This is a genomic window from Streptomyces sp. NBC_01216, assembly GCF_035994945.1.
Classification (GTDB): Bacteria; Actinomycetota; Actinomycetes; order Streptomycetales; family Streptomycetaceae; genus Streptomyces.
The window spans coordinates 4,189,413-4,211,698 of sequence record NZ_CP108677.1 but is presented as its reverse complement, the minus strand read 5'-3'; the positions used below and the strand labels follow the sequence as shown (position 1 = coordinate 4,211,698).

The 22,286-nt window shown below is 67.2% G+C and carries 19 protein-coding genes; 11 read left to right on the top strand and 8 right to left on the bottom strand.

Annotated elements, in window-relative coordinates; translation table 11 throughout:
- Positions 1-2 precede the first annotated feature (2 nt).
- From OG393_RS18670 to OG393_RS18660, 3 genes are all read left to right on the top strand, one after another.
- Positions 3-2,162 carry a DEAD/DEAH box helicase family protein gene (locus OG393_RS18670; RefSeq protein ID WP_327375808.1) on the top strand — a complete coding sequence of 720 codons (2,160 nt, stop codon included), beginning with the start codon at positions 3-5 and terminating at the stop codon, positions 2,160-2,162.
- 251 nt (positions 2,163-2,413) lie between these two features.
- On the top strand, positions 2,414-4,531 hold the full coding sequence (locus OG393_RS18665) for an AAA family ATPase (protein WP_327375807.1): 2,118 nt from the start codon (positions 2,414-2,416) through the stop codon (positions 4,529-4,531).
- Complete coding sequence (locus tag OG393_RS18660; protein WP_327375806.1) at positions 4,528-4,947, top strand: hypothetical protein; 420 nt, start codon at positions 4,528-4,530, stop codon at positions 4,945-4,947. The genes OG393_RS18665 and OG393_RS18660 overlap by 4 nt, the downstream gene beginning before the upstream one ends.
- Before the next feature lie 292 nt (positions 4,948-5,239).
- Here the strand turns inward: OG393_RS18660 and OG393_RS18655 are convergent, their stop codons facing one another.
- The gene (locus OG393_RS18655) at positions 5,240-6,412 is read right to left on the bottom strand and encodes an ISAs1 family transposase (protein ID WP_327375805.1); all 1,173 of its coding nucleotides are present in this window, start codon (positions 6,410-6,412) and stop codon (positions 5,240-5,242) included.
- Between the two features lie 274 nt (positions 6,413-6,686).
- On the opposite strand from OG393_RS18655, the gene haaT reads away from it, so the two are divergent.
- The 4 genes from haaT (at position 6,687) to haaN (ending at position 11,547) form a co-directional block, all read left to right on the top strand.
- Positions 6,687-9,467, top strand: coding sequence for a cyclophane-containing RiPP biosynthesis TPR protein HaaT (gene haaT / locus OG393_RS18650; protein ID WP_327375804.1), 2,781 nt, complete (start codon positions 6,687-6,689; stop codon positions 9,465-9,467).
- Between the two features lie 141 nt (positions 9,468-9,608).
- Positions 9,609-9,800 carry a HaaA family cyclophane-containing RiPP peptide gene (gene haaA, locus OG393_RS18645; RefSeq protein ID WP_327375803.1) on the top strand — a complete coding sequence of 64 codons (192 nt, stop codon included), beginning with the start codon at positions 9,609-9,611 and terminating at the stop codon, positions 9,798-9,800.
- Positions 9,801-9,813: 13 nt separating this feature from the next.
- Positions 9,814-10,980, top strand: coding sequence for an FxsB family cyclophane-forming radical SAM/SPASM peptide maturase (locus tag OG393_RS18640; protein ID WP_327375802.1), 1,167 nt, complete (start codon positions 9,814-9,816; stop codon positions 10,978-10,980).
- A gap of 93 nt (positions 10,981-11,073) precedes the next feature.
- Positions 11,074-11,547 carry a cyclophane-containing RiPP N-acetyltransferase HaaN gene (haaN, locus tag OG393_RS18635; protein ID WP_327375801.1) on the top strand — a complete coding sequence of 158 codons (474 nt, stop codon included), beginning with the start codon at positions 11,074-11,076 and terminating at the stop codon, positions 11,545-11,547.
- 384 nt (positions 11,548-11,931) lie between these two features.
- On the opposite strand, the gene murG is transcribed toward haaN, so the two are convergent.
- Genes murG through OG393_RS18605 form a run of 6 tightly spaced genes read right to left on the bottom strand, consistent with a single transcriptional unit; the run spans position 11,932 to position 17,432 of the window.
- Positions 11,932-13,125: an undecaprenyldiphospho-muramoylpentapeptide beta-N-acetylglucosaminyltransferase gene (gene murG / locus OG393_RS18630; RefSeq protein WP_327375800.1), complete on the bottom strand. Its 1,194-nt coding sequence runs from the start codon at positions 13,123-13,125 to the stop codon at positions 11,932-11,934.
- A complete protein-coding gene (locus OG393_RS18625; protein ID WP_327375799.1) occupies positions 13,122-15,290 on the bottom strand; it encodes a B12-binding domain-containing radical SAM protein in 2,169 nt (722 codons plus the stop codon). Before OG393_RS18625 ends, murG begins: the two co-directional genes overlap by 4 nt.
- The gene (locus tag OG393_RS18620; RefSeq protein ID WP_327375798.1) at positions 15,287-16,234 is read right to left on the bottom strand and encodes a TauD/TfdA family dioxygenase; all 948 of its coding nucleotides are present in this window, start codon (positions 16,232-16,234) and stop codon (positions 15,287-15,289) included. The genes OG393_RS18625 and OG393_RS18620 overlap by 4 nt, the downstream gene beginning before the upstream one ends.
- A 45-nt stretch (positions 16,235-16,279) precedes the next feature.
- The gene (locus tag OG393_RS18615; protein ID WP_327375797.1) at positions 16,280-16,468 is read right to left on the bottom strand and encodes a hypothetical protein; all 189 of its coding nucleotides are present in this window, start codon (positions 16,466-16,468) and stop codon (positions 16,280-16,282) included.
- On the bottom strand, positions 16,465-16,926 hold the full coding sequence (locus tag OG393_RS18610) for a hypothetical protein (protein WP_327375796.1): 462 nt from the start codon (positions 16,924-16,926) through the stop codon (positions 16,465-16,467). Before OG393_RS18610 ends, OG393_RS18615 begins: the two co-directional genes overlap by 4 nt.
- On the bottom strand, positions 16,923-17,432 hold the full coding sequence (locus tag OG393_RS18605; RefSeq protein ID WP_327375795.1) for an ATP-binding protein: 510 nt from the start codon (positions 17,430-17,432) through the stop codon (positions 16,923-16,925). The genes OG393_RS18610 and OG393_RS18605 overlap by 4 nt, the downstream gene beginning before the upstream one ends.
- A gap of 254 nt (positions 17,433-17,686) precedes the next feature.
- Here OG393_RS18605 and OG393_RS18600 point away from each other — a divergent pair, with 254 nt between their 5' ends.
- On the top strand, positions 17,687-19,003 hold the full coding sequence (locus OG393_RS18600) for a hypothetical protein (protein ID WP_327375794.1): 1,317 nt from the start codon (positions 17,687-17,689) through the stop codon (positions 19,001-19,003).
- Between the two features lie 48 nt (positions 19,004-19,051).
- Here OG393_RS18600 and OG393_RS18595 read toward each other — a convergent pair whose 3' ends face one another.
- Positions 19,052-19,846, bottom strand: a complete 795-nt coding sequence (locus tag OG393_RS18595; RefSeq protein WP_327375793.1) for a fumarylacetoacetate hydrolase family protein — start codon at positions 19,844-19,846, stop codon at positions 19,052-19,054.
- Between the two features lie 116 nt (positions 19,847-19,962).
- Between OG393_RS18595 and OG393_RS18590 the strand changes: the two genes are divergently transcribed.
- From OG393_RS18590 to OG393_RS18580, 3 genes are all read left to right on the top strand, one after another.
- Complete coding sequence (locus OG393_RS18590) at positions 19,963-21,102, top strand: DUF6183 family protein (RefSeq protein WP_327375792.1); 1,140 nt, start codon at positions 19,963-19,965, stop codon at positions 21,100-21,102.
- A gap of 384 nt (positions 21,103-21,486) precedes the next feature.
- Complete coding sequence (locus tag OG393_RS18585) at positions 21,487-21,849, top strand: hypothetical protein (protein ID WP_327375791.1); 363 nt, start codon at positions 21,487-21,489, stop codon at positions 21,847-21,849.
- On the top strand, positions 21,839-22,255 hold the full coding sequence (locus OG393_RS18580) for a DUF6093 family protein (protein ID WP_327375790.1): 417 nt from the start codon (positions 21,839-21,841) through the stop codon (positions 22,253-22,255). The genes OG393_RS18585 and OG393_RS18580 overlap by 11 nt, the downstream gene beginning before the upstream one ends.
- Positions 22,256-22,286: the final 31 nt, after the last annotated feature.

Genomic DNA, 22,286 nt, shown 5'->3' with positions numbered 1-22,286 from the left:
CGATGAGCGAAAGACTGGCCACGGCGCTTCGTGGAGCTCTTCCGATCTACGAGATCCCAGAGGACGACCTTGTCGGAGAAGTCCTCATTCCAGCGATCAAGGTTTCGGATGACGTTCGGATCGCTGCCGGCTTCTTCAGCTCGCAGTGCCTCGCGCAGATTGCACCGGGCCTAGCGGATTATCTGCGCCGGGACGACGGCACCCTTCAGCTCCTGATCAGCCCTGCGGTCGACCCAACCGACCTAGCGGCAATGGAGCGAGGGGTCCGAAGCCCTGAGCAGGTCATCGAAGCCGCTCTTGATCGCCTGCTTGATGAAGCAGCCCTCTCTGAACATGCTCTTGTCCATCACACCCTCGACTGCCTCTCCTACCTTGTTGCCGCCGGGCGCCTAAAGATCCGCTTCGCCCTTATGAAGTCCGGTATGTACCACAAGAAGCAGTGGCTATTCAGGGCCGGCGCGGATTGGGCCGCTGTGCATGGTTCGGGCAATGCCACGGCACGCGGACTGCTCGTAAACGGCGAGCAGATGACGGTTGACCAGCCCTGGAGCGATGGAAACGTCGCCTCCGCCCGAGTGAGCAAGCTCCTGGCAGGTTGGGAGAGGCAATGGCACAACGAGAGTCCACACGTGCTAGCGGTAGACCTCAACGACGGACTCCGACTGGCAGGACGCCAGCGCGGGACTGCGCAAGCGCCGACGATCGATGACTTCTGGCGGGCTTGGCATGCAGATCACGCACGAGGTCTGGAACCGCCGCTGCCTCCCGGCGTGAGCATTGCTCAGCCAAGACTTCTGTCGATCCCCGCCGACGTTGAGTGGCGCAGTGGTCGCTACGCACACCAAGCAGCAGCAGTCGAAACCTTTTCGGTCAACGGATCTCGGGGAATTCTCGCTATCGCCACTGGAGGAGGTAAGACACAGACGTCTCTAATTGCCGCAGTGCAGGAGCAAGATCGACACAAGGGGCCAATGATCGTCGTCGTGATCGTCCCGAGTGCCCCGCTAGTGCGGCAATGGGCCGACACTGTCAGACGCTTTGGAGTCGAGCCGTTCCTGCCCAGCGGCAGCTCTGGGCCTAAACGAGAGGCTCGGCTGGAAGAAATCAGGGCTGGACTTACCACACAAGGATCGTACACGTCGGTCATCGTGTGCACGCAGAAGCTCTTCACAACGGATACGTCTTTCCAGGACTTCATCGACACCCTCCCTCCGTCGGTTCTCGCAATGATCATCGGCGACGAAGTCCACAATCTCGGCTCAAAGAGCTTCTTGGCGCAGAAGCCCGAACGCTTCAACGTGCGCTTGGGCCTCTCAGCCACCCCGAGCCGGCAGTATGACGCAGAAGGCACCGCAGAGCTCTTTGGCTACTTTGGTCCGGAACTATTCGAGTTCACGCTGAAAGATGCCATCCGGGCCCGCTGCCTAAGCCCGTATAACTACCATCTCCATGAAATCACCCTCTCTGAAGACGAGATGGCAGAGTACGAGAACTTGACTCGGCAGCTACAGCGAAAAGGGTTCCAACAGGCGGACGATGGCAAAGACTCCGATCTGCAGGCACAGATTGAGCATCTCCTCCGTCGACGGCGGGCTCTTCTTGAACATGCCGAAGCTAAGATCCCGGCTCTCCGTCAGCTCCTGACTCTGCATGGAGTGCGTGATGTGAGTAAGACACTCATCTATACCTCTGCGAAGCCGCCTGTACTTACCCGCGAGCGTCAGATTGATGCCACGAATCGGATGCTTAACGAGTTGCGCATCAGTTTTCACCAGTTCACTCATGCGGAGACCGCTAAGCGCGGAGCAGGGAAGTATCTCGAAGCCTTCGGGAGGGGAGAGTACCAGGTTCTCACAGCCATGGAGGTCCTGGATGAAGGCATTGATATTCCGCAGACAGATACTGCCTACCTGCTGGCATCTAGCACCGTGCGCCGCGAATGGGTACAGCGGCGAGGCAGAATTCTTCGACGGGCGGAAGGCAAGGAGATTGCCAATCTCCATGACTTCTTGGTAGTTCCGCCGACCCTGGGGACTAAAGAGGGACGAGCACTCTTGGTCGGTGAACTGACGCGGGCGCGCGAGTTCGCGAGTGCAGCCGATAACGAATACGACTCGGATGGACCTCGGGCCATCATCGACAGGCACGAGCGAACGCTCTGAACGGGGAGGGGAAAGATGACTACATCGCCGCGGATAGGTCAGGTTGCACACGAGGAAGTCGTCGCGTTCAGTGAACGGTACACCGGATATCACGATGACCTTGTTTCGGCTCTCAACGGCCTCGTTCGTCAACAGGCACACACGAGCCCTCGGCAACGCCAGGAGCATCTCCAGAGGGTCATTGAGAACCTAGGGGCGAAGGCAATCAACCTCGGAAGGAACGATGCCTGATGAGGCTGCACCGTATCCACGTGCACAACTTCAAGTTGCTGCAGGATGTCAGAATTGACCTCTCGGTGGACCCTCAGCGCCCTCTGACCGCCATCAGAGCCGAGAATGGCTCAGGTAAGACATCCCTGCTTTATGCAATCCTGTGGGGACTCTATGGCGTTAGCGGACTTCGAACAGTCACAGGTGCGCAGAAGATCCGCCTTACCTCTACGGCCAGCCCAGTAGGAATCCCCGTCACCGTCGAGGTAAGCCTTGAGTTCGAAGTCGAGGACGATGGTGGACCAGCACGCTACCGACTTCAGAGGACGGTGAACGAAACTCCGGCTGAGGGAGACGAAGTCGAGCGTGGCAATGAAACCGTTCGCCTGAGCAGGCTTACTGAGGCTGGAGGAGAGCCGGAGGCGTTGCCCGATCGATGGATCGCGCAACGACTACCCGAACGCCTTGCTGATGTCTTCTTCACGAATGGGGACGACGTTCAGAGGTTCATTAGCGGCCGGCAGCATGCGCACGAGCGCCAGGAGAAAGTGCACCTGGCCATCGAGAGTCTTCTTGGTATCGGCATGCTCCGGCAAGCCGTGAACGACAGCGACGCCGTATACCAAATCTACGAGAAGCGCGCCGCGAAAGACGCGGGCTCCAAGGTCGAGGCGCTAGCAAACCAGCGAGATGTACTGAAGAAGAAAACCGATGATCTCAGCGCGAAGATTGAGAAGATCTCGTCGCGCCAGAAGAACATGGAAGGCACCCAAGCCCAAGCGCGGCGCGAGCTTGAGGCGATCAAGGGAATCGGCGACCTCGACGCTCTAAATCTCCAGATTGGCGATCTTGAGCACGATTGCGCAGCACTGGAATCTCGCAAGAATGAATGCCTGCATGAAATGTCGCTGCTGTTGCGCAGTGAGGTTACCTCCTGGTCTCTGATGAGTGAATCTCTCGCTGCCGGGCTCGGGCTCCTCGACGAACTTGCCGATAGGCGAATCATCCCTAGCCATTCGATCCAAGTGCTTCACGACTGCCTCGGGAGTGGCCAGTGCATCTGCGGAGAGGCGCTAGATCCTGGGTCCCCTCATCGTAACCACGTGCAGAGTCTCCTCGACGAACAGCAGGAGAGGAGTGAAGTAAGCGAATACCTCTCCGACACGAGGTATCGTGCACGCGCCCTTCGCGACATGGGAGACCAGCCTGACAGGTTTCCCGAAAGACGAGATGAACTCCTGCGAGAATACGCAACGATCACTCAAGAGATCGAGCGTAAAGGTAGTTTGCTTAACGCAGCAAAGGAGCGTCGGGGTCGGATTGATGACGAAAAGGTCCGCAGACTTCAAGGGGACCTCACCGACCTGGAAGAAAAGATCAAAGAAGCCATCTATGAGCATGGCAATCTCAGCAATCAGCTCCATACGATGCAGCAGGATCTGACCGTCAAGCAAAATGCATTGGAGAAGGCGCAACGTGATGCTCAGATCAGTGCAGATATTGCCACGAAACGAGATGTTGCTAGCGATCTGAAGACTCTTGTAACTGCCGTGCGCCATCGCCTGGAAGGTGAATACGTCGACCGGGTCTCCGCCAGGCTGGAGGCAATGTTCCATGAGATCATCGGCACTGACAACTCTGCTACGCAGGGTGTCTACACAGGTGTAACGATCACCAAGTCATTTGACATTAAGGTGATGAGCCAAGGGAACACCAGCCTCGACCCCGACTTTGAGGTCAACGGGGCCTCACAGCGTGCATTGACTCTCTCATTCGTGTGGTCTCTCATGGAGGTTGCGGGCGTCGTCGCTCCAAGATTTATCGATACCCCTCTTGGAATGGTGTCTGGCGACACGAAACGTCGCATGGTCGAGGCAATCACCCGACCGCCAGGCCCGTCGGAGACACCTTTCCAGGTTGTCCTCTTGCTCACAAGGTCAGAAATCGCCGGCGTTGAGGACATTCTCGACAAGCGCGCCGGGCGATTCGCGACGCTCTCATGCAGCCATCACTACCCGCAAGATTTGGCGAATAATTGGCTTACTGACTCTCCGGTATCACGGACCTGCGCATGCACGCATCGAGAGATGTGCGAGGTGTGTGCCCGACACAGTGACGGCGAGTACCTTCAGTACCGCGAACAGGGGGTTTCGCAGTGACAGTAGCAAGGTACGCCGGCATTGACCTCTACATGCCGGAAGATACTCATCGCATCATTCGCAACTACACCGGGCAAGGGAAGATCTTCAGCCGCCAGATCGATGGATGGTGGCTTGGTCTGTGCATCGGCGTCAGGAAAGGTGAACGCCTACCGTTTCCATCGAACTCTCAGCGCGTCAAGTTCATGGACGGGTCAATCTTCAACAGTGACCCGTGGCGGGTAACTCACCTGGAGTTGCTTGCTCTTTCAAAAGAAGGTGCCGATGTCTTGGCGGATCCACGTAAGGTCGTTGGGATCGCCACAGAATATGCAAACTTTGGCCTCGAGTGGCTGGGAAATGAGTGCCTGCTCAAGACTGAGCCGACGTTGTCCGTTCTTAATCGCCTCGACCTGAGCGCGCTCAGCGCGGGCTGACGTTGGAGACCCCGATATCGACTTGAGGCCGGACAGTAGGACGGGCGAGGTTGCGGATCTGGCCGAAGACGCGCTGCATGGCCTTGGCGTCGAGATCACCCTCGCCGTGCAGCCGTCGCAGTAGGACGCCGACATGGCGGGGCGGTTACTTCACGCACTGAGTCCAGACGCTGTGTGGCGCATTGGCGCCCTTGACCACGGCGATCACCGCTGGTGCTCTTGGCAGTTGAGCATCGGACTCGGGGGGTTGCGTGACCAGGGTCGTTGCATGATCGGGATCTGTCCTGGTTGATCACGTGAGGCCGAGAGCCGACAGCGGTCGGCGGTAGTCGCGGCTGGTGTGGCGGAGGGCGGCGGCGATGTTGGTCTCGCCGTTCTGGCGGAAGAGGCTGATGGCGAGGTTGCGCAGGCTGGCCATGGTGCGGGGCAGGCTCCCGGTGCGGACCTTGGAGTCGTCCTCGCGGAAGGTCCGGTCACGTACGTGGTGCAGGAGGTTCTCGATGCCCCAGTGGCCCCTGATCCAGGCGGCGAGCTCGGCCGGGGTGGCGTCGAAGACATCCAGGCTGGTGATCAGGTAGACGCGCTCGATCGTCAGCTTCCCGGTGGCGAGGTCGCGGCGCCATCGCACAACTTGGATCGCCTGGCGGGCGCCGGGGTAGTCGATGTGGCGGAACGCGGCGACCTTGAGCCGGCGGATCTCATCGCGGTGGTGAGCCCGGTCGCGGGTGTGGTGGTCCAGTGGGATCTCGGCCCAGGGCAGCTTGTTGACCTGCGCATACAGGCCGGGGTGGTTCTTCTTGACGATGGCCAGGTAGTGGGCTCCGCGCTCGATGAGGTAGGCGCCGTGGCCGTGCTGGGTGTGCAGGGCGTCGCCGGTCAGCACCGCGCTGGCCAGCTTGATGGTGTCCAACAGGGGCTGGAAGGCGGGTATTTCGTTGCTCTTGGAGGCGATCTGCCGCTGGGCCAGGACTATGCCGTGGTGGTCCATCGCGGCCAGCAGCTGGATCGCGGTCGTGGTTTGGGTGCGCGAGCCCCGTACGGTTTTGCCGTCGACGGCGATGGCCCGCAGGGCCGGCCGTTCGGGTGGTGCCGGTGGTGGGGTTCTGGCCTGCAGGTATGCGCCGATGGCCGCGTCCAGCGCGTCGCCGTCGACATGCTGGAGCAGGCGGCGGACGGTGGCGGCGTGTGGCACCGTCCGGAGGCCGGTGAGCGGGTCGGCCGGAAAGCCGAGGAGTCCCAGGACGTGCTGCGGCGCATCTGTGATCCATTCACTGATCGCGATGAGCGAGCGGGCACCGGTCAGGACCGCCGCCGCGGCCGCACAGAGCAGCGCGTGCGCCGGATACCGCCGCCCCTTCCGTCCGCGGGGATCGGGCACCAAATCCAGGAAGCGCCGCAGGCCAGCGGCGTCCTCCTCGGTGGTCCGGGCATTCGGAAGGGCCAGTTGTCCCAGCCCCGCGGGCATGGGCGATGATGTTCGGGCAGGCACGGTCTCGCTCGGTTCTCATGGGTCTCGACAACCACATGATCACCGGCGCCGTGCCTGCTCTGCTTCCCGGGCCCTTCTCGTCCCAAGCCGGGACATGACGTCACGTCACACCCGAGACCGGCGAACCGGACCGACCGCCTTCACGCAATGACCCTGGTTGCGTGACCAGCGTTGTTACTGAGGCACCGTCTTGTGGTGACATCAAGCCAGAGGGTCAGACGCACACCCTTGATGGACAGGCCGCTCTCGCATGAGACTCCGCCGCGGGATCGCGATCGCTGTTGTGGCGGCCGCGGGCGCCGTGACGACGATGCTCGTGGGGCTCGTCACGAATGCCGTGTCCGAGGAGTCGCGGTGGCCTGGCGTGCTGGGGTGGGTGCAGCAGAACGCCTGGCTCTCCTTCATTCTGCTCGGTGGGGTGTTGGTCGTGATGACGGTGCTGCTCTCCGCGCTGTCGGAGACGCGGAGGCCCCCGCGACCGCCCGAGTCGACGCCTCAGAACGAGGCCGAGCCGCCAGGGGCCGCGCTCGTGTTGAGGGCGCTGCCGCGGGACACCGCGGCGTTCACGAATCGGGCCGCGGAGCTGGCTTCGCTCGTGCGGTCGGTGCGCGTGGCTCAGGAGAGTGGTGAGACTCTGCCCGTACACGTGATCGACGGGATGCCGGGGGTCGGCAAGACGGCCTTCGCGGTGCGCGCCGGGCACGTGATGGCGGACCAGTTTCCCGACGGGCAGCTCTTCGTCAATCTCAATGGGCATACGGCGGGACGCAGTCCCGTACAGGCCGGTGAGGCGTTGGCCTCGTTGCTGGCCGCCACAGGGGTGCCCACGGGGCAGATACCCGTGGGGGACGACGTCGGCGCGGTCACGGAGGCGCGGGCCGCCTTGTGGCGGACACGGCTCGCGGGGAAGAAGGCGCTGCTCATCCTCGACAACGCGGCCAGCTACCGGCAGTTGGAGCCCCTGCTCCCGGGAGGGTCCGGCTGTCTGGTGCTGGTGACCAGCCGGAAGCGGCTGGCGGCGCACGAGGAGGTGCTGCTTCCCGTGGACGCGCTGCCGCGGGATCACGCTGTCGACCTGTTCGTACGGCTCAGCGGACGGCCGGCGGAGGCGCTCGGCCAGGAGGTGGTCGAGGAGATCGTCGGGCTGTGCGGGCACCTGCCGTTGGGGGTGTCGCTGCTCGCGGCCCGGCTGCGGCACCACCCGTCGTGGAGTGCGGAAGATCTGCGGGACCGGTTGGTGGCGGCCCGTGACCGGTTGGGAGAGCTGCGCGCCGGAGAACGCGCCGTCGCTGCCACGTTCGAGCTCTCCTACCTGGATCTCGAACCGGAGCGGCAGCGTTTCTTCCGGGGGCTTGGCTTCTACCCTGGGACTGACCTCGATGCGTACGTCGGTGCCGCGCTCGCCTCGGTTTCCGTGGCCGAGGCCCGCCGTCAGCTCGACGCGCTCTACGACGCCCACATGATCGACGAACACCCGGGAAGCCGTTACCGGCTTCACGATCTCTTACGCGACTACGCCCACGGGCTCGCCGACGAGGGAGGCAGCCATATGGAACACGCCCAGGCCGTTCAACGTGTGTGCGCCTACTACCTGGCCGCGCTCGCCGTCGCGAACAGACACATCCTCCGCCGTGGTGCAGTCGTGCCGGCGACGCCGGACAGTGCCTCGGCCGTGGAAACGCCGCCGGTGGAGTCCCGTACCGACGCTCTGGGCTGGCTGGAGAACGAGCGGGCCAATGTCCTTGCCTGTATTCGGCGGGCGAACAGCCTCGCCCTGTACGAACCGGTGATCCGACTCGCCGCCGCCATGGCCCCGTTCCTGCGGCAGGCCGGGCCCTGGGACCAGGCCGTCGGCCTCCACCGGACCGCCGCCGAGGCGGCCCGGCACACCGGCGACCGGCGGGCGCTGGCGGACGCGCTCGCCGAGCTCGGAGTCGTACGGCGCTTCATGGCGGCCTACCCCGAGGCGATCGAGGCGCTGAACGAGGCAGTCGCGCAGTACGACGCTGTTGGCGAGCGGCGTGGCAAGGCCGACGCGCTCAACCAGGCGGGCATCGTCTGGTACCTCACCGCCGATAATGACGCCTCCGCCCGGGCCCAGACGGAAGCCCTCACCCTCTATCGGGAGGTGGGTGATCGGCTGGGGCAGGCTAACGCGCTCGCTGATCTCGGCATGGTGCGTCGGCAGACCAGCCGGTTCGACGCCGCCGTGGAGGCGCAGAGCGAGGCGCTGTCCATCTACCGGGAGCTCGGTGACCGGTACGGAGAGGCGAACTCCCTACGGGACCTGGGCGTCGTGCACTGCCTCATGGGCGAGTACGAGGCCGCGGCGCGACGCCACCGTGAGGCGTTCGACATCTACGCGGAGCTCGATGACCGGGCGCACCAGGCGTACGCCCTCAACGAGCTGGGTGTGGTGCGCAGGCTGACAGGTGACCTCGTCGGGGCGCGAGAGGCACACGTCCAGGCGCTGGAGTACTTCACCGAGCTCGGCGAGCGGTTCGGCCGCGCCAACTGCGTCCGCTACCTGGGTACGCTGGAGCGCGCGTCCGGGAACTCCGCGGAGGCGGTCCGGCTGCTGGAGGAGGCTCTGAGTGCGTACCGCGATCTCGGCAGCCGCAGTGGCGAAGCCGCCTCGCTGGGCGAGCTGGGCGCGGCGCGTGGGATGGTCGGGGAGAGGGAGGGCGCCATCGAGGCGTTCCGGAGGAGCCTGGAGATCCTGCGTGAGCTGGGTGACCGGTGCGGCGAGGCGGAGGTGCTGAACCACTGGGGCACGCTGCTGCGCACCTCCGGTGACCCGGACGCGGCGCGGGAGCACTTCGAACGGGCCCTGGTGCTGGCACGGGACATTCGCTGCCCGCTGGAGGAGGCGCGGGCCCTGGAAGGGATCGGATGCTGCGACTGGATCACGCCCAGGCCGGACGCCCAGGCCAGGTCCTCGCTTCGTGACGCGGTCACGGTGTACCGGCGGCTGGGGGTGACCTCGGCAGCCGACGACCTCGAACAGCTGCTGGCCTCACGGTCCCGGTAGTTCTGGTGATCCTGCAACTGGCCGGTTTCCGTATCCCGGCGCGGGCGGCGGGCTGCTACGTTTTCGAGCCGTCTGTCGCTTCAACCCGCCGTCGCACGGTGCCGGTCCGACGCCGGCGCCTCCCATCACGAGGAGCGTTGAATGTCGTCACGTACGCCCGTGCTCGCGCCGCCCGCAACGGGCATGGTCCGCCCCGCGAACGCGCAGGAGAACGCTGTCCTGGAACGAGTCGCGGCACGCGTTCAGCAACGGCTCGCAGCCGAGACGTCCAGAGAGGGACACCACGCAGAGGGGCCTCACGCGGCGTCGCTCGTCCTGCCGTGGTGGTTCTGAGCGCTCCTGCTTGATGACGCCACTCGAAGACAGCGCACCCTTCCGGACATTCATCCTCAAGGTCGCGAACCGCTGCAACATCGATTGCGACTACTGCTACGTCTTCAATTCCAAGGACCAGGCGTGGCGGCACCTGCCGGTCCGCATGAGCGTGGACGTGGCCCGGGCGGCCGGCCGACGCATCGGCGAGCACGCAGCGGCACACGGGCTGCCGTCCGTACACGTCGTGCTGCACGGCGGTGAGCCGCTGCTCGCCGGTCCCCGGCACATGGACGACCTGCTCGGGACCGTCCGCAGGGCCGTCCCGCCGGGTACGGACGTCCGCTTCGAGCTGCAGACCAACGGGACACTTCTCACGAAGGTGTGGCTCGACCTCTTCGAACGGTACGGGGTCGCCGTGGGCGTGAGCCTCGACGGGCCGCCGGTCGCGAACGACCTGCACCGGCTGACACAGGCTGGGCGGTCCAGCGCTGCCTCCGCCGTCCGCGGCATGGAACTGCTGCGGTCCCGGCCGCACCTGTTCGCTGGCCTGCTCGCCGTCGTGGATCTGGCCAACGACCCCGTGGAGGTCCACGACTACCTGGCGTCCTTCGAGCCGCCGGTCATCGACTTCGGCCTGCCACACGCCACCCACGAGGACCCACCGCACCGTGACGACCCCGACGTGCCGGAGTATGGGCTCTGGATGACCCGCGTGTACGACGCCTGGCTCGCCCGGCCCGAGTACCGGCACAGTGTCCGGATGCTGGAGGACATCGTGGCGCTCAGCTCCGCCGTGCGCGGCGCGGTGGAGACGCTCGGTCTGACCCCGCCGACGAGCGTCGTCATCGAGTCCGACGGAACGATCGAGGGCGTGGACACACTGCGGTCCGTCGAGGAGGGCGCCTCCCGGCTCGGGCTCGACGTCTTCGCCCACACCTTCGACGAGGCGCTGCGCCATCCGAAGCTCTTGCACCGGCAGTACGGCAGGGCCGCCCTCGCCGAGAAGTGCCAGAGCTGCCCGCTGGTGGAGGTCTGCGGCGGCGGCTATCTACCGCACCGCTTCAGCGCCGCCCGCGGCTACCGAAACCCCTCCGTCTACTGCGCGGACCTGGAGTACCTCATCCGGCATGTTCAGGACTCTCTGCGGCAGAACGGCTGGACCGCGTACGCGTCGGCTACTCCGCCCTCGCCCGCATAGGAGCACGTGCCGTACCGCCGTAGGGGGTTCACACGTTGGAGTGAGAGAGCCGAGCGACCGAAGCGACCGAGGAACGACGGGAGACAGACACCGATGACCGTGACCATCCGCCCCGCAGAGAAGCGCGACGTCCTGGCGGTGGCCGAACTGATCGAGGAGATCGAGCGGCACTACGGCGCGACTGAATTCCAGCCGCTTGAGGAACGCCGGACGCAGGTGGAAGAGGCTCTGTTCGGCTCGCCACCGCTGGCATCCGCGCTCCTGGTGGAGGACGAAGCTGGCGACATCGTCGGGCTCGCCGCCTACTCCTTCCTCTGGCCGGCCGCGGGCTCCTCGCACTCCCTCTTCCTCAAGGAGCTCTACGTCCGCGACGCTCTGCGCCGGCAAGGCGTCGGGGCCAGGCTCATGGAGGAACTCCGTAGCCTGGCCACCGCGCGACCTGGATGCAGTCGCCTGGAGTGGATGACAGAGCGCGATAATCCGGGAGCCCGGGCCTTCTACAAGGCCCTCGGATTCGCCGAGTTCAATGGCAAAGTCGTCTACCGCATCGACACTGGGACGACGTGAGGGGACACACGGGCTGTGAAAGAGGAACGGTGCGAGCGATGCGACTGCATCGTCGGGTTGGGGTGTTCCTGTCCGCGTGACGGAGCGGTGCCGCGGTCGCGTGCCTCGTCCCCGGCAAGGGCGGAGTGGCGACGCTTCCCCGCGGACACCATCCTGATCTCGCCCACGCGGTACGCACACCTGCCGGGCGCCTGCACGCACGTGGAGGAGGAGTACGTCATGGCTCCTCGGTGGGGCTGGATCCCCGATCCGGCACCTGGGCTCTGGGACCGGCTCAGCAGCAGCTCCCCGGCGGCCGCGACAGCGGGCAACACCGCGCGGACGGCGGTTCGGCGGTGTGAGGAGTGCCACGCGACGCTTTCGTGACCGGCTGAGCCCGGTGTCTCATACGGCGACGCTCAGCAGCACGTCGGTCAGACGGTCCGCTGCGTCGGGGCGGCCCAGGGCGCGGGCCTGCACTGCCATCTGCTCGCGGCGCTCCGGTGCGGCCAGGATCGGGGCGACGGCGTTCCGGAGGCCCTCGGGAGTGACCACGTCCTTCAGCAGGGCCACGGCGGCGCCCGCCTGCTGAAGGTGGAGGGCGTTGTGCTCCTGCTCGTTGCCGGCCGAGGTGGCGAGCGGGATGAGCACGGACGGCTTGCCCAAGGCGGTGAGTTCGGCGATCGTGCCGGCGCCGCTGCGCGAGATGACGACGTCGGCGAGGGCCAGGACGTCGGGAAGCTCCGGGCCGACGAAGTCGGTGACCAGGTAACGACGCTGGAGGTCGTCCGGAAGCTGGGTGGCGTACTGGCGGGACTCCTCGATCGACGTGGCACCGCACTGGTGGATGACGTTCGCCTGCGTGAGCAGCCAGGGCAGGACGGCCCGGACCGTGGTGTTGATCTGGACCGAGCCCTGGGCGCCGCCGGTGATGTAGACGGTGGGCCGGGCGCGGTCGAAGCCCGTGAGGCCCAGGGCGGCGATGGCCTTGTCAGGTTCGCCGGTCAGGACCTCGGGGCGTACGGGGTTGCCGGTGACCACCGCGGAGGCGCGTACCGAGTCGGGCAGCAGGGGCAGGGTCGACTCGGAGGACACAGCGACGCGGGTCGCGGCCCGGGCCAGGGCGCGGTTGGCCAGGCCCAGGCGCACCGTCTGCTCGTGGATGACGAGCGGGCGGCGGCAGAACTTGGCGGCGAGCCCGACGGGGACAGCGACGTAGCCGCCGGTGGACAGCACCACGTCCGGCTTGAACTTGGAGACGATGGAGCGGGCCTGGGCGGCGCCGAGCGGGACGCGGCCCATATCCTTGATGTTCGCTGGGGAGGCCAGCTTGAGCGAATTACTGGAGCGGCGGATCTTGCCCGTGGCCACCGTCTTGAAGGGGATGCCTTCGCGTTCAGTGACGCGCGCCTCCAGGCCGGTCGCGGTGCCGACCCACAGCACGTCCAGGTCGATGCCGAGCCGTTCGAGCCGGGCGGCAGTGGTGCGGATGGCGGTGAGCGCGGGGTAGGTGTGGCCGCCGGTCCCGCCGCCCGTGACGACCAGCCGGAAGGGCCGGCCCAGGGCGGCGAGACGACGGTCGAGGTCTGCGCTGGTCACGTGCTGGGCGCTTCCGTTCCGGCGGGCGCCGGGGCGGTGCCCGGGCCGGGGGTCATTCGGACGTGCCGGACGATATCAGCCAGCCGCACCTTGGTGAGGAGACGTCCGACGCCCCACGGGGTCGTACCGAACTGACCCACGTACGTGCTGAGGGTGCGCCGCTGTTCCGCGGTGAGGACGAACTCCCGAACCTTTCCCTCCGTAAGGCGGAAGTGGCGGGGATCGCGGATTCCGTCCCGGTGCCGCCCGGCGGCCAGGAGCGCGTCGAGGTCGAACCGCGCCGGCTGCCGGAGTACCTCGGGCGGTTCAGTGCGAAAGACGTCAGCGAGGGTGAGTCGGTGGTACTCGGCGGCCTCGCGTACGAGCGCCTCGATCAGACTGCCGCCGCCCACTCCTACGCCAGCTTCGCGGAGTACGGCGAGGCAAGCGCGGGCGGCGAGGTCGGCGGTGTCGTCCAGCGCCTCGGAGAGGATGCGGGTCCGGTAGGTGTAGAGCAGGTTGTTGCCCAGGTGGCCCTCAATGTACTGGTCGATGTTGCCGGTGGCGTACGACAGGAGGTCGGCTCGCTCTTCCCACAGCTGCTCGTCGGTCTCCGCCGAGAACTCCTTCAGGACAGCGGCCAGGGCCGGGCCGTGGGCCATGGTCCGGGCCCGCTCCAGCCAGGTCATGGGCGAGATCTGGTGGGCGCGCAGGACGGCCAGGAGGACGGCGAACAGCCCGTCGTTGTAGAGGGAGGCCAGGAGCAGGTTCATCACCCGGCACTCGCGGTAGTCCTCGTACGCCATGTCGGGCACGGTCACGCACACCTCGTCCACCTCAGCGGCGCGCAGTTCCTCGCCGAGCACGGTGTACGAGCCGTAGCAGCGCGGCATGACGCGCCACTTGGTGACCAGGCCGTGCTCGCGGCGGTAGGCGTCGGTGCACATCTCACTGCCTGGCAGCAGGGTGAGCTGGAACATGTTGAGCCGGTTGAAACCGGCGTCCACGAGCTGCCGCAGAGTGCCGAGGTGCCTGGTTTTGGAGTCGCCGGGCAGGGCGAGGATGACCTCGCTGTACGTGCCCGTGCCGGCGTCGGCCGCCGCGAGGGCGATCTCCATGAGCTTGGCGGCGTCGATGTTCGTACGGGCGATGTCGCGCAGCACGCCTGGGTCGAGGGACTGGACGGCGCCGGACAGGCTGATCGCGCCTGGGACCTGGGCGACGGCGGACAGGACTCGGTCGCGCTGGTTCTTGCCGGTGGTGACGTTGACGACGCGGGGCCAGCCGTAGAGCTGCTGGCACTCGGCGATCACCCGGCAGGTCTCATGGTCCTCCGGGTACATGCCGAAGTTGCTGTCGGTGATGAGCAGTTCGTTGCGCGCGGTCCCGGCCTCCACGAGCGGCTTGATGCGGCGGCCGATGTAGTGCAGCTCGCTGCGGATGTGCTCGGTGTTCTTCTTGGCGACCTTCTGGAAGTAGGCCGTGCCTTCCTGGCAGAACGTGCACTTGAACGGACAGCCCCGGTTGGTCTGCACGGTGGGGACGAGCTTGCCGTCGAAGAACTCGTCCATCAGGCCGAGCGTGTACGGGGAGGGCACGTCGGACAGGTCGTGGATCCGGGGACGCGGTGGCGGGGCGTACAAGGTTCCGTCGCTGTCCAGGTGGTGCACGCCCGGGAGGCTGCCGCGCACGTCATCGCGGCTCGTGCGGCTGAGGGCGATGAGAAGGTCGGCGAGGGCGGCCTCCCCCTCCCCATCGACGTAGAAGTCCACCCGGCCGGCCAGCCGCTCGCGCCAGAACACCGTCTGCTCCGGGAGGCGGAGCGGATAGTGAGGGCCGCCGAAGACGACTGTCGTAAGAGGGAACCGCTCCTTGATCAGATCGGCGAAGGCGAGCGACAGCTGGCTGTTCCAGATGTAGTGCGAGAACCCGATCACGTCCGGCGGCCCGTCCTGCTCCAGGGCGGCCGCCAGGACCTCGGGGTATTTGAAGATCCGTACCGGATGGTCCAGTGCCACCCGCGTCGCCGCGTAGGTGGCGATCCCGGCCACCGCCTGCGGCATCGTCTCCGCCGAGATCGCCTGCTGGGTGTACGTGAGGTCCGCCAGCCACACCGTGAGCGTGACCCGCGGCCGCGCGTCCTGTGCCACGATGGGGAGCGGTACCAGAACGGACGCCGCCGTCATGCCACGACCTCCCGCTCCGCCGTGTGCCGCTCCTGACCGCGCAGGAAGATCTGCAGCAGGAGCCGGCGCTCGTCCTCCGGCACGTCCTCCTGGCCGGTTCCGAGGGCCTCGCGGCCGTGGCAGCTCAGGTGCTGGTTGACGATGAGCATGTCGCCCCGGCCGAGCAGGAACCTCCGCTGTCCGACGACCAGTTCCCGCTCCAGGGCCCGGGCCGCCTTGATGTACGGGTCGGCGGGGTCGGCGTCGGCGAGCATCTTGGCCGTGAACCGGACGAAGCCCTCCGACTGCGGCAGGCCATCGAGGATGGGGAACGGCTTCCACTCCTCCCCGACGCCTGTGAGCTCGAAGAACGCCCCATCGACGTACTTCGGGTGGGTCAACAGCTCCGCGTCGGCGTAGCTGAGCCGGTCCACGGCGCGGCGGACCTGCGAGACCAGGCTGTGGCCCCGTCCTCTCGGGTCGGGGCGGACGCACAACAGGGCGCTGTAGTCCGGCGGGAAGGTGGAGTTCACGACGTCGATGTGCATCGGGTTGTAGCCGGAGCCCGTGGCCCGCATCGGGTCGATGGTGAGGTTGGTGCCCAGCGGCTTCCACAGCGGCCAGCGGTCGAAGGCCCGCAGCGGCGTCGCGATCAGGGAGACCAGCGCGGTTACCGCCCGCAGGCCGGCCTCCTCGGAGTCGGCCGCGTCGAACAGCTCGGCCAGCTCCAGGACCGCGAAGCCCTCGCCCTCCGGGGCGTCGAGCAGCCGGTGGCAGGTCGCGGTGAACTCGCCGATGTGGGGGATCCCGGCCAGCACCACGTGGTACCGCGCTGCGGTCCCGGGCGAGAGCAGCCCGTCGTCGCCGAGCCGCCACTCGGGCAGGTCGGCGGCCCGCTGGGCGAGCTCGGCGACGAGCTCCTTGGGCAGGGCCACGCGGTACTCGGGCACGGAAAGGGGCGTCATGAAGCACTCCTCGTGCTGTAGGGAGGGTTGGAATCAGGAGTGGGGCTACGAGCGCAGCAGGTTGGTCGGGTCGATGGCGGCCCAGACGGTCAGCACGACGGGTACGACCAGGACCGCGAACTGGAACCAGCCGAAGCCGTAGCGCTGGAGCAGCTGGAACGGGTGGCGGAGCACCCAGCGCAATCGGGCGAGCCGTCGCCGGCGGAGGATCGTGTCTGTGGGCGTCGAGGTCATCGGCGCCTGCGCTTCGATCCGGTCGCGAGCGGAGGGGCGGCTACCGTCTGCGCGCGAAGGGAGCCGACCGCGCGGCGCCGCCGTGGATCCGTGTGCGTTCCGGGAGTCGAGACGAACGCCCTGCTCGCGTCCAGCCAGTTCGCGAACGAGTCCCGATCTTCCTGGTGGAACCAGATCATCACCATCGAAGGCGCCACGATCCCATCGGCCCGCCCCTCCTCGACTGCGGCAAGCGCCTTCGGCCACTCGGTGCGGTCGGCCCGACTGGAGAGCACCGACGCCCGGTCGACGAACGTCGCCACGGGGATCCAGCCGCGCTCGTTCACGTACCGGAGCACGCCGCGCAGTTCCCGCTCCGGCGCTGCCGTCGGAACGGCCTCGGGTGAGAGGCACGCGTACACGACGACCCGAGTGCCGGGCGGGACACGCTGCGGTGGGACTTCAACCACATCGCTCACGCCGTCCGCCTCCCGTTCTCACGCGAGGACCCGGGCCCGATGGGAAGGACGCACCAGGCGACCGTGCCGTCAGCGGTGAAGCCCCAGCTCCCGTCGAGCTCGTCGACGAGCGCTTTCACCAGCCACAGGCCGCGCCCCCGCTCCGCGCCGCCCCCGACCTGCCGGGGACCGGGTACCGCGGACGGGGAGCGGTCGTCGACCTCCAGACGGACCTGACCGGCCGTGCGCCTCATCCGTAAGCCCACGGTGCTGCCTCGCCCGTGGACGACCGCGTTGCTGACCAGCTCCGAGATCACCACCTCGGCGGAGTCGACACGGCCCTGGGGCACACGGCACACGTTGCGCAGCCACGCCGCCCCGATCCGCCGGGCCTGAGCGACCCGCGAGGCTTCACGTACGAAGGCGACGTCGACGGACGACGGCGCTCTGTGTGCCCCATCCGCGGAAACGGCACGGGAGCCCGAGAGGCTCGTGGTGAGGAACGAGGCGGGAACCGAGGACACCATCGTCCAGCCCTTCCGGACGTCGGGACTTGGGACCACAAGGCGGGCTGTGAGGCCACGCGTTCGCGGTCACCGAACGATGACGGTGGGCCGACGGACTTTCCTACGGCCCCGAACTGGTCGTTCTGGACCCCGATGAACCTTGCCGTGGTCTTCTGGGACTTGAGTGCGTCCTGCGGGGCCACGAGGTGGGTAGGTGATCGACAATCGCCGCATACGGGCGCAGGGCCCGGCGGTGTCCATGCGAAGGGGGCACGGTGGGCGACAGACAGCTGACGGTGTTCGGCATGTTGGTACGGGAAAGAGGCTGGGGTTACGCGCGGTTCAGCCGCGAGTTCCGGAAGGTCTGCGCCGACCTGCGCCTGGACGACGTGACTCCGCAGCGTAAGCAGTTCGACCGATGGCGCCTGGGGCAGATCAAGGGCGTGCCACGCGCTGAGGCGTGCGAGGTCCTCGAGCGCATGTTCCCGGGCTGGACGGCCGAGAAGCTGCTTGCCTTGGCGGAGTCCTCACCGCTTCCTGTGACCGACGACGTCACACCGGCACGCACCGAGCAAGAACAGGAGCACGCGCCTGAAGCGGCGGTGGACGTGCTCTTGGAGGAGGACGAGATGAAACGGCGAACCCTGATCAGGGGGCTTGTCGTCGGAACGAGTCTTGGCATCACCGAGGCCGCCCTGGAGGTCATGGCCGCCGCCCGGCAACGCATGGACCTGGCACTGGAATCGTCGGCCATCGGGCTGGCGACCCTGGAGCGCTGGGAGACCACGGCCTTCGAGTACGCACATGCTTACCAGACCGTGCCGCCACACCGGCTCCTCGCCGACGTCCTCGCCGACTTCACCGAGGTGCAGCGGTTGCTGGAGCAGCGGCAGCCCATCCGCTACCGCCGACGCCTCTGCCGGGTTGCCGCCCAACTCGCCGCGCTGGCTGGGATCTTCGCCTCCGCTCTCGGTGCTCACCGCGAGGCCCGCGGATGGTTCCACACCGGTCGACTCGCCGCCTCGGAGGCCGGCGACAACCAGCTCGAAGGAGCGCTCACCGTACGCTCGGCCATCGTCTCCCTCTACTACGGGACTCCGGCCTCCGCCCACGAGCAGGCTGCCAGGGCACGCCACATCCTGGGCGACACCGTCGGCCCGGCCACCACCAGGGGCCTGCTCGTCGAGGCCCGCGCACTCGCACGCCTCGGGCGGGGAGACGAGGCCCTGGCGCTGCTACGCCAGGCCGAGGACGCGTTCGGCCGGCTCACCGCCGAGGACCGCGAGGACCCTTCCTTCGGCCACACCGAGCGGCAGTTCCTCTGGCACCTTGGTAACGCGTGGACGCACCTGGGACGTACCGAGGACGCCTGGCAGGTCCAGCGGCGAGCACTCGACCTGTATCCGCCCACCGAGTACCTCGACCCGACCCTGACCCGCCTGGACCGCGCGATGTGCCTCGCGCGCGACGGCGAACCGGAGGAGGCGTACCGCACCGCCGCACAGGCCCTGACGTCGCTGCCGGACGAACATCGCACCGGCATGGTCATGAAGTACGCCACCGACTTCAGCCGTACCGCCGGACACGCCTAGCTCCCCGCTGGCCGGGAGTTCGCCGAGCTGCTGCGGGCCTGAGTGGAGCTACCGACCGACCACGGGATTGACCAGGGAACCGATGCCGGAGATGTGTACCGCCACCTCATCGCCCGGAACGACCGGCCCCACCCCCGCGGGCGTGCCGGTCAGCAGCACATCGCCCGGCTCCAGGGTGACCGCCGCCGTGATGTACGCCAGCAGGGAGGCGACCGGATGCAGCATCGTGTCCGTCCCGGCCGACTGCCGCTGGGTGCCATTGACCTCACAGCGCACGTCGAGCTTCGTCGGGTCGAGGTTGGTGACGATCCACGGGCCGAGCGGGCAGAACGTGTCGAACGCCTTCGCCCAGGACGGCTGCCCGTCCTCCCGTTGGATGTCCCGGGCGGTCACGTCGTTGGCGCAGGCGTAGCCGAAGACGTGGTCCAGCGCCTCGTCGGCGGTGACGTCGCGGGCCGTACGGCCGATGACCACGGCGAGCTCGGCCTCGTAGTGCACCTCCCGTGACTGGGCCGGGTAGCGAATCGGCTCTCCGGGGCCGATCACGGCGGACGGCGGCTTGAAGAAGAGCCGGGGCGCGGCTGGCGTGTCGAGGCTCAACTCGGCGATGTGGTCGGCGTAGTTCCTGCCGACCGCGACGATCTTCCCGGGCGTGACGGGGGCGAGTAGACGTACGTCCTCGAGCGGGAGGCGGCGGCCGGTGGGCTCCGCCGAGCCCCTCAGCGGATCGCCAGTCAGCACCTCTAGGAGGTCGTCGCCGTCGGTGGTTATGAGGCGCCCGTGAAGGACGTCACCCTGCCACTCGAACCTTGCCAGCCGCTGCGATTCACCCGTCAGCCTCATGACTGAACCGTACCTTCGCGCCGGACGGCTCTGGGTTCCTTGTCACGCAATGGACGCGATCACGGCACACCTCCCTCGCCGCCTGGTCAGCTCCAGCCATGCGTAGGGTCAGCAGCGTGGATCACCGCGTAGAGAAGATCGTGAGCAAGCTGCCTGAGACCCGGGACGTCAACAGCGTGTGGGCGGAGCTGGACCGCCGCATGGCTGACGGAGATGTCTCGTTCCTCGGAGACCTGGGGGTGGAGCTGGTCCGGCGGTCGCTCTCCGCTTCCGCTCGGGTGTGGCAGTACGAGAGCGTCCTGGACCGCGCGATTCGGCTGTTCGCCCTGGCTCCGGGAGGCAGTGGGGTCGTGCAGCTCCTGCGCGTGGTCGCTGGTGAGGACCGGTCGGCGCGGAAGCGGGCGCGCTATGTGGCGTCCCTGATCGCGTCGGCGCAGGACGCCAACGGTCTTCGTCCGCTGTTCCGTGGTGCGCGCTCGGGTGCGGGAGCCTCCAACGAACTACGGGCCTGCACGGTTCACGAGCTGGTGGTGAGGGGAGTCGAACTCGCCGATATGCCGGAGGCGCTGAACTGGGCTTCCGGTCCGGGGATCGGCCGGCATCCGCTTGCCTGGCTGCCATTGCGACGCTCGGAGCTGGAGTCTGGTGCTGATCTGCCCAGCTACTCAGTTCAGGGAAGCACGTCCTCGCTCCCTTTCGGTCCCGTCAACGAGGTCGTCCAGCCCCTTCCATTGCGCTCTGGGCAGTTCGCCGCGCACGAGTCGGCAGAGGCCGACCTGAGTTCGGTACCCGCCGCTGTGGCCAACTGGGCGGACGAGTCCAACGGCCGGATCGAGGCCCGCGCATTCGGCCTGGAACATCCCCTGGACGAGCCGGACGTACCGCGGGCCCTACTCGGCCTCGGCCTCGACTGCCTCGCCGGCCACAGCCACCGTACGGACTTCTCGGTGGCCCGGTCCACCGCTGGAGCCGTGTGGAGCGTCCTCTTCGCGGCGGCCTCATCGGGCGGGGCGTACAACCATGGCCTGTACGGCGCCTACGGACGTCTCGCCGCCTGGAGCTCCCTTGGCGGGCTCGCCGGGGCGGGGAGGGACGCGACGGCCCCGGAGGTCCAGGAGCGCGCTGCCGTGTGCGGCTGGTACCGCTTCGGCGCTGCGACCCCCTGGTACCACCACGTCGCCTGGGACATCGGGCTGGCCGCCCTGAACCGGGACCGGACCCGGATCACGTTGCTGGCCGCTACGGACACCGACTGATGCCGCCGCCCGTCTTCGGCGTGAGCCTGAAGGGCTTCCCGGGGCTCGTCGGCTCCCAGCCCAGAAGACGCGCGCACCGGATGCTCTCAGCGACCTCGGCGGGCAGGATGGGGGCCGTTTCGGCCCCCATCCAGTTGCGAGTGTAAGCACGGTTCGTCTCGACCATGAGGACCGCTCCCGGACGCTCTACGTGCTCGACGGCATATGTCATGGGCAACCACGCCATCCCCTGGCAGTACGTGGGTCGACCACGTACGTACCAGCGGTACGGCATCCCGTCCCATGGTGCGTGAGCGCTTCTTCGGCAGAGCCACGTTCCCCCTCCTCGTCTGCCGGACGCTATCGGGCGAACGCGGTGTCGGCCCAAGGGTTTAGGCTCCGCCGGTGACGACGCCGAATCGCTTCCAGATGACCTTCGACGGACGTTCGTACGCCCTCGCTGTGGACGGCAGGGACGTGAGCAAGCACGTCGCTGCCGTGGACCTGCACGCTGATGCTCACGATCTGCCACGCGTCGTGCTGCATCTGCGCCCGACCGGGACATGGCCCGCCGAACTGGATCTCCTCGCTCGAGTTGAGATCGGCACACCCCCGGACCCCGGCCCGGCCGCCGCCGCGTTCCTGGAGGCACTGGACCCGTTGGAGGTGGAGCGCGCGGCCCTGGCGCGGATGGACCTGGAGAACGTGCCGGGCGGCGGTACGGCGGCGGTGATGCGGCAGTTGGTGGAGTGGGCCCATGGCGCTTGACCTGTCGGGGGTGCGGCGCGTCGTGGAGGGGCTGCTCGACGATGAGCTCCAGCTGTGGCGGGACGCGGACGGGGCCGCCGGCGACGACCTCGACGAGACGACGGGCGAGCTGCGGCCGGACGGAGCGGCTCCCGTCCTGGTCTGGGAGGGCCTGGGCGCGATCGTGCGGCCAGGGCAACTCGTAGGCGTGCCGCCCTTCGGCGGAGCGGTCGCGGCCCTTCCTGCCCCGACCGCGTACCAGGCGCTCCTTCCTCTGTCCCTGCCAGCGGTGCAGGTCGATGACGTGGTACGGGTATCGCGCTCGGTGCGGGACGGGCAGTTGACCGGCCGCAGGTTTCGCGTCGCCGACATCGGTGTCGGGACCTACGCCGTGGTCCGAGTCGTCCAGTTGAAGGCCGTCACGTGATCCTGGCGACCGTGAACGTTTCTGCTGGTCA

Bases quoted from the DNA above. Each gene is read 5' to 3' on its own strand.
- OG393_RS18670 (WP_327375808.1), top strand. From the start codon at position 3: ATGAGCGAAAGACTGGCCACGGCGCTTCGTGGAGCTCTTCCGATCTAC.
- OG393_RS18655 (WP_327375805.1), bottom strand. From the start codon at position 6,412: ATGCCCGCGGGGCTGGGACAACTGGCCCTTCCGAATGCCCGGACCACC.
- haaT (WP_327375804.1), top strand. From the start codon at position 6,687: ATGAGACTCCGCCGCGGGATCGCGATCGCTGTTGTGGCGGCCGCGGGC.
- haaA (WP_327375803.1), top strand. From the start codon at position 9,609: ATGTCGTCACGTACGCCCGTGCTCGCGCCGCCCGCAACGGGCATGGTC.
- OG393_RS18640 (WP_327375802.1), top strand. From the start codon at position 9,814: ATGACGCCACTCGAAGACAGCGCACCCTTCCGGACATTCATCCTCAAG.
- haaN (WP_327375801.1), top strand. From the start codon at position 11,074: ATGACCGTGACCATCCGCCCCGCAGAGAAGCGCGACGTCCTGGCGGTG.
- OG393_RS18625 (WP_327375799.1), bottom strand. From the start codon at position 15,290: ATGACGGCGGCGTCCGTTCTGGTACCGCTCCCCATCGTGGCACAGGAC.
- OG393_RS18620 (WP_327375798.1), bottom strand. From the start codon at position 16,234: ATGACGCCCCTTTCCGTGCCCGAGTACCGCGTGGCCCTGCCCAAGGAG.
- OG393_RS18615 (WP_327375797.1), bottom strand. From the start codon at position 16,468: ATGACCTCGACGCCCACAGACACGATCCTCCGCCGGCGACGGCTCGCC.
- OG393_RS18605 (WP_327375795.1), bottom strand. From the start codon at position 17,432: ATGGTGTCCTCGGTTCCCGCCTCGTTCCTCACCACGAGCCTCTCGGGC.
- OG393_RS18595 (WP_327375793.1), bottom strand. From the start codon at position 19,846: ATGAGGCTGACGGGTGAATCGCAGCGGCTGGCAAGGTTCGAGTGGCAG.
- OG393_RS18580 (WP_327375790.1), top strand. From the start codon at position 21,839: ATGGCGCTTGACCTGTCGGGGGTGCGGCGCGTCGTGGAGGGGCTGCTC.